The sequence below is a fragment of the Bordetella parapertussis genome, from assembly GCF_020735925.1.
Taxonomy (GTDB): Bacteria; Pseudomonadota; Gammaproteobacteria; order Burkholderiales; family Burkholderiaceae_B; genus Bordetella; species Bordetella pertussis.
The window spans coordinates 3,306,134-3,319,999 of record NZ_CP085971.1 but is presented as its reverse complement, the minus strand read 5'-3'; the positions used below and the strand labels follow the sequence as shown (position 1 = coordinate 3,319,999).

Sequence of the window (13,866 nt, the reverse complement as noted above, 5' to 3'; positions counted from 1 at the left end):
ATCATGCCTCACATGCAGCTTGGCGACGTTCAGATTCACTATGACGTCGTCGGGGACGGCCCCCCGCTGGTCATGACGACGGGCCTGGGCACCGGGCCGCAATCTCGTCAGGAAATGATCGCGCAGCTTGCGCGCGAGTATTCCGTCGTGACATACCACCAGCGCGGGACCGGGAAAAGCAGTCCGGGACCGCAAGGCCAGGCGATCGAGGCGCTGGCCGACGACATCGTCGCTTTGATGGACCACCTCAAGTTCGAGCGTGTCCGTCTGATCGGGCTGTCGACCGGAACCGGAAAGGCCACGGTAGTCGCCGCCCGCCACCCAGGCCGCGTGGAGAAGCTGGTGCTGGCGGCGCCCTGGACGCATGGCGACGATCTGCTCGATCTGATCCAGCACGTTCGGATGGCAGCGGCGGACGGCATGCCTGCCGAGTTGTACGCCCAGTTCAATGCGGTGCTGTTGTATCCGCCGCGGTATCGGCGCGAGCATGCGTCACGGTTCGCCGCCGCGGCGGCCGACGCCGCCGGGGTAAAAACGGATGCGGCAGGTTTGCGGGCGCGCCTGGAAGCCATCCTGCGATTCGACGCGCGCCCCTTGTATCCGCTCATCTCGAGCTCGACGCTGGTGATGGCCGCCAGGGACGATCTCGTGATGCCCGCGTGGTTTGCGCAGTCTGCCGCGGCATCGATAAGCGATGCGCGCCTCATCGTGCTCGGCGAAGGAGGGCATATGTTCCCGGAAACCCGCACCGAGGAATTCCTTTCGCTGGTGCTGCCCTTTTTGCGGCGGGCTTGAGCCAGGACGCTCATGCAAAAACAAAAAGGCCCAAACCGAAGTTTGGGCCTTTTTTGAATCTGGAGCGGGAAACGAGTCTCGAACTCGCGACCTCAACCTTGGCAAGGTTGCGCTCTACCAACTGAGCTATTCCCGCGAAATACTGCCTGGTTCTCGCCGATGCCTAGGCAAATGTCATGTTGCTGCCATCTGCCGCTCTCATCGCGAGCCGCGCATTCTACATGAGTTCTTCGAGTTTGTCGCGCCTGGTGAAAGCGCTACTCAAATTCTTGTGTAAGATGAGCGAAGACAGAAACTATAGCATAACCAACCGTGTCCATGTCAACTGTTCCTGCCTGTATCGAGCCCGTCGCGCCCCTGGCGCCCCAGGCGCAGGATTTGCGTTGTTTCAACACCCTGGGCCTGGCGTCCCACGCACCGGCCTTTGTCGCGCTGACCGAGCCCTCGCAGCTGCCGGCGCTGTCGGCGCTGGCGCCGCGCTTTCGCCAGCTGGTGGTGCTGGGCGGCGGCAGCAACGTGGTGTTGCCCGCCAGCATCGACGGCCTGGTGGCGCAGGTGCGCCTGCCTGGCGTGCGCCTGGTGGGGCAGTGCGCCGACGCCTGGGTCGTCGAAGCCGCGGCGGGCGAGAATTGGCACGGTTTCGTCACGGCCTGCGTCGACAATGGCTGGGACGGGCTGGAGAACCTGGCCCTGATCCCGGGCACGGTCGGGGCCGCGCCGGTGCAGAACATCGGCGCCTACGGCGTCGAGCTGGCCGATCGCTTCCACAGCCTTACGGCCTGGGACGTCAAGGGCGGGCGCTGGGTGGAGATGGGCGCCGCCGAATGCCGCTTTGCCTATCGCGACAGTTTCTTCAAGCACCAGGAGCCGGGCGCCTGGGTGATCGGCTCGGTGCGATTCGCGCTGCCGCGGCCCTGGCAGCCGGTGCTGGACTATCCCGACCTGCAGCGGCATGCCGCGCTGGACGGCGCCGCGCCGACCGCCCGCGCCGTGTATGACGCGGTGTGTGCGATCCGGCGCGCCAAGCTGCCCGATCCCGCCGTGGTGGGCAATGCCGGCAGCTTTTTCAAGAATCCCTTGGTGGACGCGGGCACGCGGCAGGCGCTGCTTGGCCGTTTCCCCGGCCTGGTTTCGTATCCGCAGCCCGATGGCCGCTACAAGCTGGCCGCCGGCTGGCTGATCGATCAATGCGGGTGGAAGGGGCGCCAGCTGGGCGCCGCGGGCGTGCACGATCGGCAGGCGCTGGTGCTGGTCAATCGAGGCGGCGCGCAGGCGCGCGACATCATGGCGCTGGCGGCCGCCATCCAGGGCGACGTCGAGCGGCGCTATGGAGTGAGGCTCGAGCCCGAGCCGGTCGTGGTGCCGGCCCGCTGAAGGCGGGCGCGGCATGGCGCCGCGCCGCCGCCTGGCTTACAGGCCCAGTACGGCCTGCATGTCGTACAGGCCGTTGTCCTGGCGCGCCAGGAAGCGCGCCGCGCGCACGGCGCCCTGCGCGTACGTGGCGCGGCTGCTGGAACGGTGCGAGATCTCGATGCGTTCGCCCGTGCCGCAGAAGAACACCGTGTGATCGCCGACGATGTCGCCGCCGCGCACCACCGAGAAACCGATGGTGCCGGGCTTGCGCACCCCGGTGTCGCCGTGGCGGGTCCACGTGGCGACGTCGGGCAGGGCGACGTCCCAGGCCGAAGCCACCGTCTCGCCCATGATCAGGGCCGTGCCCGAGGGCGCGTCGACCTTGTTGCGGTGGTGCGCCTCGAAGATCTCGACGTCGTACCCCGAGTTGAGGATGCGCGCGGCCATGTCCAGCAGCTTGAGGGTGGCATTGACGCCCACGCTCATGTTGGGGGCGAAGACGATGGCGATCTTCTGGGCGGCGACCTCGATTTCGGCGCGGCCGCTGCTGTCGAAGCCGGTGGTGCCGATCACCATCTTCACGTCATGCCTGAGGCAGGCCTGCAGGTGCTGCAGCGTGCCTTCGGGCCGGGTGAAGTCGATCAGGCAGTCGGCCTGCGCCAGGGCGTCGAGCTGGTCGGTGATGGTGACGCCGCAGGGGCGCCCCAACGCGGCGCCCGCGTCCTGGCCGATCGAGGGCGAGCCGGCGCGGTCCAGCGCTACGGCCAGTTCGACGCCCTCGGTGTCGAGGACGGCTTCGATCAGCATCTGGCCCATGCGGCCGCTGGCGCCCGCGATGGCGATGCGCTGGGGGGTGGCTTGCGTCATTTACTTGAGCGGTTCGAAGGTTTGGCCCGGCTCGCCCGGGTAGTCGAGGGTGGGGTTGTCCGGCGTCGTGACATCGACATGGGGCCGGACTTCTTCAGCCTTGTCGATGCCTTCCTGGCGCTTCTCGGCTGTATCCACCTGGGCGTCGGCTTTTTCTTCCTGCTTGGCGTTCACTTTCTCGATCTGGAACGGCTGGAGGTCGGGCTGTTCATCCCCGCTCCAGCGTACCAGGTGGTCGTTCTCGAACCACACGGTGAACTGGCGTTCCTGCGCCTTGCCGTAGCCGGGCTTGAAGTAGTAGGGGTAATCCCAGCGATCGGCGTGCAGCACGCTGGTCAGCGTGGGGCTGCCCAGGGCGAAGCGCACCTGTTCGCGCGACATGCCTTGCTGCAGCAGGGCGACCTGCTCTTTGGTGATCCAGTTGCCTTGCTGGACGCCGGCCTTGTAGGGGAATCCCCATTTGCCGGACGAGCAGGCGGTCAGGGCGGAGGCTGCCAGGACAGCCACCGCGAGCCCCTTCAGAGGCCGCAGGGAAATACGTGCGATCATGGACACTAGCGCCCCTATTATTGGAAACGGATAAAACCGTTATCATAAAGGTTTCATAACGATAGTTCCGTGGGGCAGCGGGTGATGGCTACGCTGGCTTGCGTCGACCATCGACCCCCCATGCCACCGCGGATGGAGAGCGATTACACCATGAGCGACCAAAGCGAACTGAAAAACATGGGCCTGAAGGCGACGTTTCCCCGCCTGAAGATCCTTGACATTTTTCGTAAATCCGACCTCCGCCACCTCAGCGCGGAAGATGTCTATCGCGCGCTGATCGCCGAGAATGTGGAAATCGGGCTGGCGACGGTATATCGCGTGCTGACGCAGTTCGAGCAGGCGGGCATCCTCACGCGTAGCCAGTTCGATACCGGCAAGGCGGTGTTCGAGCTGAATGATGGCGATCACCACGATCACCTCATCTGCACCAATTGCGGTACGGTATTCGAGTTTTCGGATCCCGATATTGAGAAGCGTCAATACAAGGTGGCGAAGGACAACGGCTTTGTGCTCGAAAGCCATGCCATGGTGTTGTACGGCATTTGCGGAAACTGTCAGAAGGGCCGCTGATCCTCCGGCTCTACCAACCCTGCCTCCAGGCGCAAGCCTGGAGGTTTTTTTTTGGTTCATCGCGCAATAGCGTGGAGGGGTTTGGCAAGTTTTCGTATTCTTGACGGCAGGTATTTGCCATCAGGAGTGCAGGGAGATGCTGGATCGCAAGTTGCTGGAGTCGCTGGGAGGCTGGCAGGGCTATGGCGTCGAACGCGTGGAATGGCCCGAAGACCCAGGGCGCACGCTGTCGATCTATTTGAAGCCAACGGCCAAGGTGATGCTGTGCGAGCAGTGCGGCGCGCGGTGTCGCCAGGTGCATGAGACCACGGTTCGACGGGTGCGAGATCTGCCGTTATTCGAGTATCGGGTCGTTCTGCACGTGCCGCGCCGACGCTTGTGGTGTGAGCAATGCGGCGGCCCGCGCCTGGAGCGGCTTGCCTGGCTGGGGCGATATCAACGGGTGACGGATCGGCTGGCGCAGGCCTGCAGCCAATTGCTGCAATCGAGCAACGTGCAGGCGGTGGCGAGGTTCTTCGAGCTGGGTTGGCATACCGTCAAGACGCTGGACAAGGCTCGGCTGCGTGCGTCGGTGCGCGAACCGGATTGGTCCAAGATCGAGTATTTGGCGATGGACGAGTTTGCCCTGCACAAAGGGCATCGCTACGCGACAGTGGTGGTCGATCCGATCGGCAGGCAGGTGCTGTGGATTGGCCCAGGACGCTCACGCGAGACGGCCCGGGCGTTCTTCGAACAATTGCCGCCTGGGGCCGCCCAACGCATCAAGGCCGTTGCCATCGACATGACCACCGCCTACGAGTTGGAGATCCAGGCCCACAGCCCACAGGCGGAGATCGTCTATGACTTGTTCCATGTCGTGGCCAAGTATGGACGAGAGGTCATTGATCGGGTGCGCGTGGATCAGGCCAATCAACTACGCCAGGATCGTCCCGCACGCAGGATCATCAAATCGAGTCGCTGGCTGCTGCTGCGCAACCGTGACAACCTGGATCGGCAGCAGGCCGTCCGGCTCGACGAATTGCTGCAAGCCAACCAGCCGCTGCTGACGGTCTATGTCCTGCGTGACGAACTCAAACGGCTCTGGTTCTACCAAAGACCTGCCTGGGCAAGACAAGCCTGGAACCACTGGTACGAGCAGGCCGAGCAAAGCGGAATAGCCGCCTTGAACACCTTCGCTCAGCGCTTGAAAGGCTATCTGCACGGCATCCTGGCCAGATGCCGACATCCCCTGAACACCAGCATTGTCGAGGGCATCAACAACACTATCAAGGTCATCAAGCGGCGCGCTTACGGCTACCGCGACCAGGAATACTTCTTCCTCAAAATCCGTGCCGCCTTCCCCGGCAATGCGCGATGAACCTTTTTTTTGCGGTTTGGTAGCAGGCGCGCTCAGGCCGCCGGCGCGGTATGGCCGCCCAGCATTTCGCGTGCGTGGTCGCGGGTGGTGGCCGTGATCTTGATGCCGCCCAGCATGCGCGCGACTTCCTCGACCCGCGCCTCGGCATCCAGCTCGGCGATGCGCGAGCGCGTGGAACCGCCGCTTTCGACCTTGCTGACGCGATACTGCGCATGGGCGCAGGCCGCCACTTGCGGCAGGTGCGTCACGCACAGCACCTGGTGGCGCTGGCCCAGTTCGCGCAGCAGCTTGCCGACCGCTTCCGCCACCGCGCCGCCCACGCCGCTGTCGACCTCGTCGAAGATCAGGGTGGGCACGCGCGCGGCGCGGCTGGCGATCACCGACAGCGCCAGCGAAATACGCGACAGTTCGCCCCCCGAGGCCACCTTGGCCAATGGCCGCGGCGTGCTGCCCGCGTGGCCCGCGACCAGGAACTCCACCTGCTCGCTGCCATGCGCCGACGGCGCGCCGCCGGTCAGGGCCGCCTCGAAACGCCCGCCCTGCATGGACAGGGTCTGCATGGCCTGGGTGACCTGCTTGCCGAGATCCTTGGCGATCTTGCGCCGCGCGGCCGACAGGCGCGCCGCCGCGGCCTCGTATCGGGCCTGCGCCGCCTCGGCCTGCGCGCGCAGCGCCTGCACGTCGCTGGCGGCCTGCATTTCGGCCAGCTTGCCGTGCAGGGAGTCGCGCAGCGCGGGCAGGCCGTGCGGTTCGCACTTGAACTTGCGGGCGGTCTCGAACACGGCGCTCAGCCGGGCTTCGACATCGGCCAGGCGCTGCGGGTCCAGTTCGACCCGGCTGACGTAGTTGTTCAGGTCGGAGACGGCTTCGGTGATCGCGATGCGGGCCGATTCGAGTTCGTCGCCGATGCCTTGCAGGGCGGGGTCGTGGCGCAGCATCTGCTGCAATTGGTGGGCGGCGCCATTGAGGCGGTACTGGGCCGAGTCGTGCTCGCCGTCCAGCGCCTCGAGGATGCGCGAGGCCCCGTCCAGCAGCGACTGGGCGTGCGACAGCCGGGTGTGCTCGGTTTGCAGCGCATCCCATTCGTCCGGACCCAGCCCCAGGCGGTCCAGTTCGTCCGACTGCCATTGCAGGCGGTCGCGTTCGGCGGCCAGCGCCTCGGCGTCCTGCTCGGCGGTATCGAGCTGGCGGGCCAGCGCGCGCCATTGCTTCCAGGCCTGCGCCACCGTCTGGCGCAGTTCGGCGTGCCCGCCGTGGGCGTCGAGCAGGTCGCGCTGGGCCTCGGGGCGCATCAGGCTTTGGTGGGCGTGCTGGCCGTGGATGTCGACCAGTCCGTCGCCGAGCTCGCGCAATTGGGCGATCGTGGCCGGCATGCCGTTGATGTAGGCGCGGCTGCGGCCCTGGCTGTCGATGACGCGGCGCAGCGCCAGTTCGTCGCCGCTGTCGAGTTCGCGTTCGGCCAGCCAGTCGCGCAGGGCGGGCGGGGCGTCGAAGACGGCGGTGATATCGGCGCGCGCCGCGCCTTCGCGCAGCATCGAGGCGTCGCCGCGCTCGCCCAGCGTCAGGGCCAGCGCATCGATCAGGATCGACTTGCCGGCGCCGGTTTCGCCGGAAAAGACGGTAAAGCCGTCGCCGAAGTGGAGCTCGGTCTGTTCGACGATGACGAAATCGCGGATATGGAGGGTTCGCAACATGGCGGACGCGACGGGCTACTCAAGGTTGTCGGTGGCCTGCGGCATCAGGTTCCAGTGCAACTTGCGGCGCAGGGTGGAGAAGAAGCTGTAGCCTTCGGGGTGCACGAAGCGGATGGTATGCGGGGCGCGCTGCACCGTGATGCGGTCGCCCGGCTGCAGGTCGGACCAGGTCTGCATGTCGAAATGCACGCTGGCGCCGATTTCCACCCGCCCCATGGCCGTCAGCGTCATGTTGAGCACGCCGCTGTCGGGAATGACGATCGGGCGGTTGGAGAGGGTCTGGGGCGCGACCGGCACCAGCACCATGGCATTCATGCCGGGATGCAGGATGGGGCCGTTGGCCGATAGCGAGTAGGCGGTGGAGCCGGTGGGCGTGGCGATGATCAGGCCGTCGGCGCGCTGCGTGTACATGAAGGCGCCGTCGAGTTCGACCCGCACTTCGATCATGCCGCCGCGGCCGGCGCGGTTGAGCACCACGTCGTTGACGGCCGAGGCCGAGTACATCTGCTGCTCGCCGCGCCAGACGCCGCCTTGCAGCAGCATGCGGTCCTCGGCCTGGTAGTTGCCTTCCAGCACGCGGCCCAGCGCGTCGTGGGCATCCTGCAGCGGAATGTCGGTGATGAAGCCCAGCCGCCCGTGGTTGATGCCGATCAGCGGCACGCCGTACGGCGCGAGGTGGCGCGCCGCGCCTAGCACGGTGCCGTCGCCGCCCATCACGACCGCCAGCGTGGCGGTGCGGCCGATTTCATCCCAGTCGGCCACGGGATAGCCGCTGACGCCGGCGTTGCGCGCCGTCTCGGCCTCGACCAGCACGCGGCGGCCGGCCTGCGTCAGCATTTGCGCCAGCGCGGTCAGCGGTGCGTCCAGGCCGGTGTCCTGGTATCTGCCGATCAGGGCGACAATGGGAAAGTACATGGCGAGCCGCGTAAAGTGTGTTTTGAGATGCCGATTTTGCGATTATATGGGGCCGCATATTGCCGTGCTGGACAAAAAACGCCCCTTTGTTGAAAGTTTCCCTAAAATACGCTCATGGATGACCGCGCACGCGCATTGCTCAAGGCGTTGATCGAACGCTACATCGCCGACGGGCAACCGGTCGGCTCACGCACGCTTTCCAAAGTGTTCGATCTGTCGCCGGCCACGATACGCAATGTCATGGCCGACCTGGAAGAGCTGGGGCTGATCCACAGCCCCCACACCTCGGCTGGAAGGGTGCCCACGCCGCGCGGGTATCGCATGTTCGTCGATTCGCTGCTGGCGGTGCGCGCCTACCAGTTCGAGCCCGCCCATATCGGCGAGCTGCTGCCCGTGTCCGAGCCCAGCCGGGCGGTCAACGCGGCGGCGGCGCTGCTGTCCAACCTCACCCAGTTCGCCGGCGTGGTGCTCACGCCCAAGCGGACCCAGATTTTCCGCCAGATCGAGTTCATCCGCCTGTCCGACAAGCGCGTGCTGCTGATCATCGTGACCCCCGAGGGCGATGTGCAGAACCGCATCCTGTCGGCGCAGCGCGACTACACCGAAGCCGAGCTGCTGGAGGCGGGCAATTTCTTCAACGTGCACTTCTCCGGCAAGTCGTTCGATGCCGTGCGCCGCACGCTGTCGACCGAACTGGCGCAACTGCGCGACGATATCTCGCGCCTGATGCAGGCGGCGGTCGAGGCCGGCGCCGAGGCGGCCGACGACGGCGAGGCGGTGGTGATCTCCGGCGAGCGCAAGCTGCTGGACGTGACCGACATCGCTTCCGACATGGACCGGCTGCGCAAGATGTTCTCGTTGTTCGAAAAGAAAACCGATCTGCTGCAGTTGCTGGACGTCTCCAGCCGCGCGCAAGGGGTGCAGATCTACATTGGCGGCGATTCGCAGCTGGTGCCGATGGAAGAAGTGTCGGTCATCACGGCGCCGTACGGCGTGGATGGCAAGGTCATCGGCACGCTGGGGGTCATCGGCCCTACCCGGATGGCGTACGAGCGGGTCATCCCCATTGTCGACATCACTGCGCGCTTGCTGTCCAACGCCTTGAGCCACAACCAATAATCCCATTTCGGGCCGGATACCGCCTGCGCGCGGGGCGGCGCCCTGAGAGGTGTCTTCGTGTTTCTTCGCCTGTTCAAGTACCTTTGGCCCGAACGCTATCTGCCCGAAATCCCCGCGCAGGACCCTTTCGACGAAAACCCGCCGCCATGCGGACCGGGGCGCGTCGGCGTGCTGCTGGTCAACCTGGGCACCCCCGATGAGCCCACGCGCGGCGCGATCCGGCGGTACCTGGGCGAATTCCTGTCCGACCCGCGCGTGATCGAGATTCCGCGCTATCTGTGGATGCCCATCCTGCACGGGCTGGTATTGGCCATGCGGCCCAAGAAGCTGGCGCCGCGCTATGCCGGCATCTGGATGGAGGAGGGCTCGCCCCTGCTGGTCTACAGCCAGAGGCAGGCCGCAGGGGTGCGCCAGGGCCTGGCCGCGCGCGGAGTGCATGCCGAGGTGGAGCTGGCCATGCGCTATGGCAAGCCGTCGATCCCGGCGGCGATCACGGCCTTGCGCGAGCGCGGCTGCGATCACATCCTGGCCGTGCCGCTGTACCCGCAATACGCGGCCAGCACCACGGCCACGGTGGTCGATGCCGTGACGCGCCACGCGGGGCGCCTGCGCGACCAGCCGGCGCTGCGCTTCGTCAAGCGCTTCCACAACGACCCGGCCTACGTCGAGGCGCAGGCCGGACGCATCGCCGAATTCTGGCAGGCCCACGGCCGGCCCCAGAAGCTGGTCATGAGCTTTCATGGGCTGCCGCGCTATTCGATCGAACTGGGCGACCCCTACTACCGCGATTGCCTCGATACCGCGCGCCTGCTGCGCGAGCGCCTGGGCCTGCGCGAGGACGAGGTCGAGGTGACATTCCAGAGCCGGTTCGGCTCGGCGCGCTGGCTCGAACCCTATACCGAGCCCACCCTGGCGGAACTGGCCCGGCAGGGCGTGACCGAGGTCGACGTGGTGTGTCCGGGGTTCGTGGCCGACTGCCTGGAAACGCTCGAGGAAATCAGCCAGGAATGCCGCGACGCCTTCGTGGCGGCCGGCGGCAGGCAGTTCCGCTACATCCCGGCGCTGAATGACTGCCCGCCCTGGATCGAAGGCCTGACCGACCTGGTCGAACGCCAGTTGCGGGGCTGGCCGACCGGCAATCCCTGAACGCGTACACTGTGGTTGAAGCGGCGGGCGCGAGCGCGCCGGTCCATTCCGCGAATGTGCAGCATTTTCAGGGAGACGACCATGAATCCTCCTCGCAAGCCCACCATCGGCACCTCGGGTCCGCCCGGGCATGCCAACCTGGAAGAAGACCAGCTCGAGCGCGAACTCGACGAGGCGCTGCTGGAGACCTTCCCCGCCAGCGACCCGATCGCCATCACCTCCGAGGACGAGCGGGACGAGCCCGACGACAAGGTCGACGAGGCGCTGGAGGACACCTTCCCCGCCAGCGACCCGCCCGCGCCGGCCCAGCCCGGGAAAAAATAGGGCCGCAACATCCGGGCGGCGACGCGCCGTCCGGCGGCGTCATGGGAGCCGGGCTTTTTTTCCTGGAAAACCGGACTTGAAATGGGGGCATTCGCCCCCATCGTTGGCGCTTGAAGCCAATTTATATTCTGGAGGACTCCCATGACGGCACCCCAAGAGCCGGTCGATTCGACCCCTGAAAGCGGCGAAAACGCCGCGACGCCCGGTCTCGAGGACGATTTGTCGGCCGAGCTGGCGGCCCTGCGCGCCGAGCTCGAGGCAGCCCAGGCCACCGTCAAGGCTCAGCAGGAGCAGGTGCTGCGCGCCGCGGCCGAAGCCGAGAATGTGCGCCGCCGCGCCCAGGAAGACGTCGCCAAGGCCCGCAAGTTCGGCATCGAATCGTTCGCCGAGAGCCTGGTTCCGGTCAAGGACAGCCTCGAGGCCGCCCTGGCCCAGCCCGACCAGGCGGCGCAGGCCTGGCGCGAAGGCGTGGAAGTCACGCTCAAGCAGCTGACCGCCGCCTTCGAGCGCAATCTGCTCAAGGAAATCGCGCCTGCCCAGGGCGACAAGTTCGACCCGCACCTGCACCAGGCGATTTCCTCGGTGCCGGCCGACCAGCCCGCCAATACCGTGCTGCAACTGCTGCAGAAGGGCTACGTCATCGCCGACCGCACGCTGCGTCCCGCGCTGGTCGTGGTGTCCGCCGGCCAGGGCTGAAGCAGGCATGGCCGCCGCCCCATTCGATCCCGCCGAGGTCTTCCAGGTCTTCGGCATGCGCCGCGTCGACAGCGCCAGCTTCGACGAGCAAGTGGTGCAGGCGCCGGGCGACGACCTGCGCTGCGTGTTCCTGTGGGGCCAGGATTGTTACAACTGTGGCATTTTCAAGCAGACCGCCTTGCTCCAGCGGCAGGCGCTCCTGGCGCTGGAGCTGAGCTGGTTCGAGGCCGACGTCTACGCCGACGAGGCGCTGGGGCGGCGGTTCTCGCTGCATGGCGTGCCGACTTTCGTGCTGTACCGCAGTGGCAAGCGGCTGGGCCGGGTGACCGGCTGGCCCGGATTGCCCCAGTTCAGCGCCGCGATGCAGCGGTTGCGGGACGGGACTTGAAAAACCCTGTGGCCAACCCCAGTTACTGGGGGACTGAGTTTCAAACCCTGATTCCTACCGTATTCAATTCATAGCAAGGTATTTCCCACCATGAGCAAAATCATTGGCATCGACCTGGGTACGACCAACAGCTGCGTGGCTGTCCTGGACGGCGGTCAGGTCAAGATCATCGAGAACGCCGAAGGCGCCCGTACCACCCCCTCCATCGTCGCCTACATGGACGATGGCGAGACGCTGGTCGGCGCGCCGGCCAAGCGCCAGGCGGTCACCAACCCCAAGAACACCCTGTACGCGGTCAAGCGCCTGATCGGCCGCAAGTTCGACGAGAAGGCGGTCCAGAAGGACATCGACCTGATGCCGTACTCGATCGTCAAGGCCGACAACGGCGACGCGTGGGTCGAAGTGCACGGCAAGAAGCTGGCGCCGCCCCAGGTGTCGGCCGAAGTGCTGCGCAAGATGAAGAAGACCGCCGAGGACTACCTGGGCGAGGAAGTCACCGAGGCCGTGATCACGGTGCCGGCGTACTTCAACGACAGTCAGCGCCAGGCCACCAAGGACGCCGGCCGCATCGCCGGCCTGGAAGTCAAGCGCATCATCAACGAGCCGACCGCGGCCGCGCTGGCCTTCGGCCTGGACAAGACCGAGAAGGGCGATCGCAAGATCGTCGTCTATGACCTGGGCGGCGGTACGTTCGACGTCTCGATCATCGAGATCGCCGACGTGGACGGCGAAATGCAGTTCGAGGTGCTGTCGACCAACGGCGATACCTTCCTGGGCGGCGAGGACTTCGACCAGCGCATCATCGACTACATCATCTCCGAGTTCAAGAAGGAACAGGGCGTCGACCTGTCCAAGGACGTGCTGGCCCTGCAGCGCCTGAAAGAGGCCGCCGAAAAGGCCAAGATCGAGCTGTCGTCGAGCCAGCAGACCGAGATCAACCTGCCGTACATCACGGCCGATGCCTCCGGTCCCAAGCACCTGAACCTCAAGATCACGCGCGCCAAGCTGGAAGCGCTGGTCGAGGAGCTGATCGAGCGCACCATCGAGCCGTGCCGCGTGGCCATCAAGGATGCCGGCGTCAAGGTTTCCGACATCGACGACGTGATCCTGGTCGGCGGCATGACCCGCATGCCCAAGGTGCAGGACAAGGTCAAGGAATTCTTCGGCCGCGAGCCGCGCAAGGACGTCAACCCCGATGAGGCGGTTGCCGCCGGCGCCGCGATCCAGGGTTCCGTGCTGTCGGGCGAGCGCAAGGACGTGCTGCTGCTGGACGTGACGCCGCTGTCGCTGGGCATCGAGACCCTGGGCGGCGTGATGACCAAGATGATCCAGAAGAACACCACGATCCCGACGCGCTACTCGCAGACGTTCTCGACCGCCGACGACAACCAGCCGGCGGTGACGATCAAGGTGTTCCAGGGCGAGCGCGAAATCGCGGCCGGCAACAAGGGCCTGGGCGAGTTCAACCTGGAAGGCATCCCGCCGGCGCCGCGCGGCCTGCCGCAGATCGAGGTCACGTTCGACATCGACGCCAACGGCATTCTGCACGTCTCGGCCAAGGACAAGGGCACCGGCAAGGAAAACAAGATCACCATCAAGGCCAACTCGGGTCTGTCGGAAGACGAGATCCAGCGCATGGTCAAGGATGCCGAGGCCAACGCCGAGGAAGATCACCGGTTGGCCGAGCTGGCGCAGGCCCGCAACCAGGCCGACGCGCTGGTGCATGCCACCCGCAAGTCGCTCACGGAGTACGGCGAGAAGCTGGAAGCCGCCGAGAAGGAGTCGATCGAGGCTGCCATCAAGGACCTCGAGGACATCCTCAAGACGGGCGACAAGGCCGAGATCGACGCCAAGGTGGAAGCCTTGTCGACGGCCTCGCAGAAGCTGGGCGAAAAGATGTACGCCGACATGCAGGCGCAGCAGCAGGCCCAGCAGCAGCAGGCGGCCGACAACGCCAAGCCGGTGGACGACAATGTGGTCGACGCCGACTTCAAGGAAGTCAAGCGCGACCAGTAATGGCCGAACGATGACGTGCGATACGCCCGGTAGCTGATTCCAGCTACCGGGCGCGCGCGTTGATGATTCAGAACATG

14 protein-coding genes and 1 tRNA gene are annotated in these 13,866 nt (G+C 65.9%); 10 read left to right on the top strand and 5 right to left on the bottom strand.

All coding sequences use genetic code 11. The features are described from left to right. Window positions 1-3: 3 nt before the first annotated feature. Complete coding sequence (locus tag LK409_RS15650) at window positions 4-795, top strand: alpha/beta fold hydrolase (RefSeq protein ID WP_010929090.1); 792 nt, start codon at window positions 4-6, stop codon at window positions 793-795. A 60-nt stretch (window positions 796-855) separates the two neighbouring features. Here the strand turns inward: LK409_RS15650 and LK409_RS15645 are convergent. Further along, window positions 856-931, bottom strand: a tRNA-Gly gene (locus LK409_RS15645). A gap of 182 nt (window positions 932-1,113) precedes the next feature. Here LK409_RS15645 and murB point away from each other — a divergent pair. Beyond that, the gene (gene murB / locus LK409_RS15640; protein WP_041937277.1) at window positions 1,114-2,169 is read left to right on the top strand and encodes a UDP-N-acetylmuramate dehydrogenase; all 1,056 of its coding nucleotides are present in this window, start codon (window positions 1,114-1,116) and stop codon (window positions 2,167-2,169) included. Window positions 2,170-2,205: 36 nt separating this feature from the next. On the opposite strand, the gene dapB is transcribed toward murB, so the two are convergent. Both dapB and LK409_RS15630 read right to left on the bottom strand, forming a co-directional pair. Next, entirely contained in the window at window positions 2,206-3,015 is an 810-nt protein-coding gene (dapB, locus tag LK409_RS15635) for a 4-hydroxy-tetrahydrodipicolinate reductase (protein WP_010926993.1), read from the bottom strand. Then, on the bottom strand, window positions 3,016-3,564 hold the full coding sequence (locus LK409_RS15630) for an outer membrane protein assembly factor BamE (RefSeq protein WP_010929088.1): 549 nt from the start codon (window positions 3,562-3,564) through the stop codon (window positions 3,016-3,018). A gap of 150 nt (window positions 3,565-3,714) precedes the next feature. On the opposite strand from LK409_RS15630, the gene fur reads away from it, so the two are divergent. After that, window positions 3,715-4,134, top strand: a complete 420-nt coding sequence (fur, locus tag LK409_RS15625; protein WP_003814098.1) for a ferric iron uptake transcriptional regulator — start codon at window positions 3,715-3,717, stop codon at window positions 4,132-4,134. 136 nt (window positions 4,135-4,270) lie between these two features. Then, window positions 4,271-5,491 carry an ISL3-like element IS1001 family transposase gene (locus LK409_RS15620; RefSeq protein WP_010927279.1) on the top strand — a complete coding sequence of 407 codons (1,221 nt, stop codon included), beginning with the start codon at window positions 4,271-4,273 and terminating at the stop codon, window positions 5,489-5,491. Between the two features lie 32 nt (window positions 5,492-5,523). Here LK409_RS15620 and recN read toward each other — a convergent pair whose 3' ends face one another. After that, window positions 5,524-7,185: a DNA repair protein RecN gene (recN, locus tag LK409_RS15615; RefSeq protein ID WP_010929087.1), complete on the bottom strand. Its 1,662-nt coding sequence runs from the start codon at window positions 7,183-7,185 to the stop codon at window positions 5,524-5,526. A gap of 15 nt (window positions 7,186-7,200) precedes the next feature. Beyond that, on the bottom strand, window positions 7,201-8,100 hold the full coding sequence (locus tag LK409_RS15610) for an NAD kinase (protein ID WP_003814092.1): 900 nt from the start codon (window positions 8,098-8,100) through the stop codon (window positions 7,201-7,203). Window positions 8,101-8,214: 114 nt separating this feature from the next. Between LK409_RS15610 and hrcA the strand changes: the two genes are divergently transcribed. From hrcA to dnaK, 6 genes are all read left to right on the top strand, one after another. Beyond that, window positions 8,215-9,219: a heat-inducible transcriptional repressor HrcA gene (gene hrcA / locus LK409_RS15605; protein WP_003814090.1), complete on the top strand. Its 1,005-nt coding sequence runs from the start codon at window positions 8,215-8,217 to the stop codon at window positions 9,217-9,219. Between the two features lie 57 nt (window positions 9,220-9,276). Next, window positions 9,277-10,365, top strand: coding sequence for a ferrochelatase (gene hemH, locus LK409_RS15600; protein ID WP_010929086.1), 1,089 nt, complete (start codon window positions 9,277-9,279; stop codon window positions 10,363-10,365). 81 nt (window positions 10,366-10,446) lie between these two features. Then, complete coding sequence (locus LK409_RS15595) at window positions 10,447-10,689, top strand: hypothetical protein (protein WP_003814085.1); 243 nt, start codon at window positions 10,447-10,449, stop codon at window positions 10,687-10,689. A gap of 141 nt (window positions 10,690-10,830) precedes the next feature. Continuing rightward, window positions 10,831-11,385, top strand: coding sequence for a nucleotide exchange factor GrpE (gene grpE / locus LK409_RS15590; protein ID WP_003814083.1), 555 nt, complete (start codon window positions 10,831-10,833; stop codon window positions 11,383-11,385). Between the two features lie 7 nt (window positions 11,386-11,392). Next, window positions 11,393-11,773: a thioredoxin family protein gene (locus LK409_RS15585; RefSeq protein ID WP_003821185.1), complete on the top strand. Its 381-nt coding sequence runs from the start codon at window positions 11,393-11,395 to the stop codon at window positions 11,771-11,773. Window positions 11,774-11,863: 90 nt separating this feature from the next. Beyond that, a complete protein-coding gene (gene dnaK / locus LK409_RS15580) occupies window positions 11,864-13,789 on the top strand; it encodes a molecular chaperone DnaK (RefSeq protein WP_010929085.1) in 1,926 nt (641 codons plus the stop codon). Window positions 13,790-13,866 lie beyond the last annotated feature (77 nt).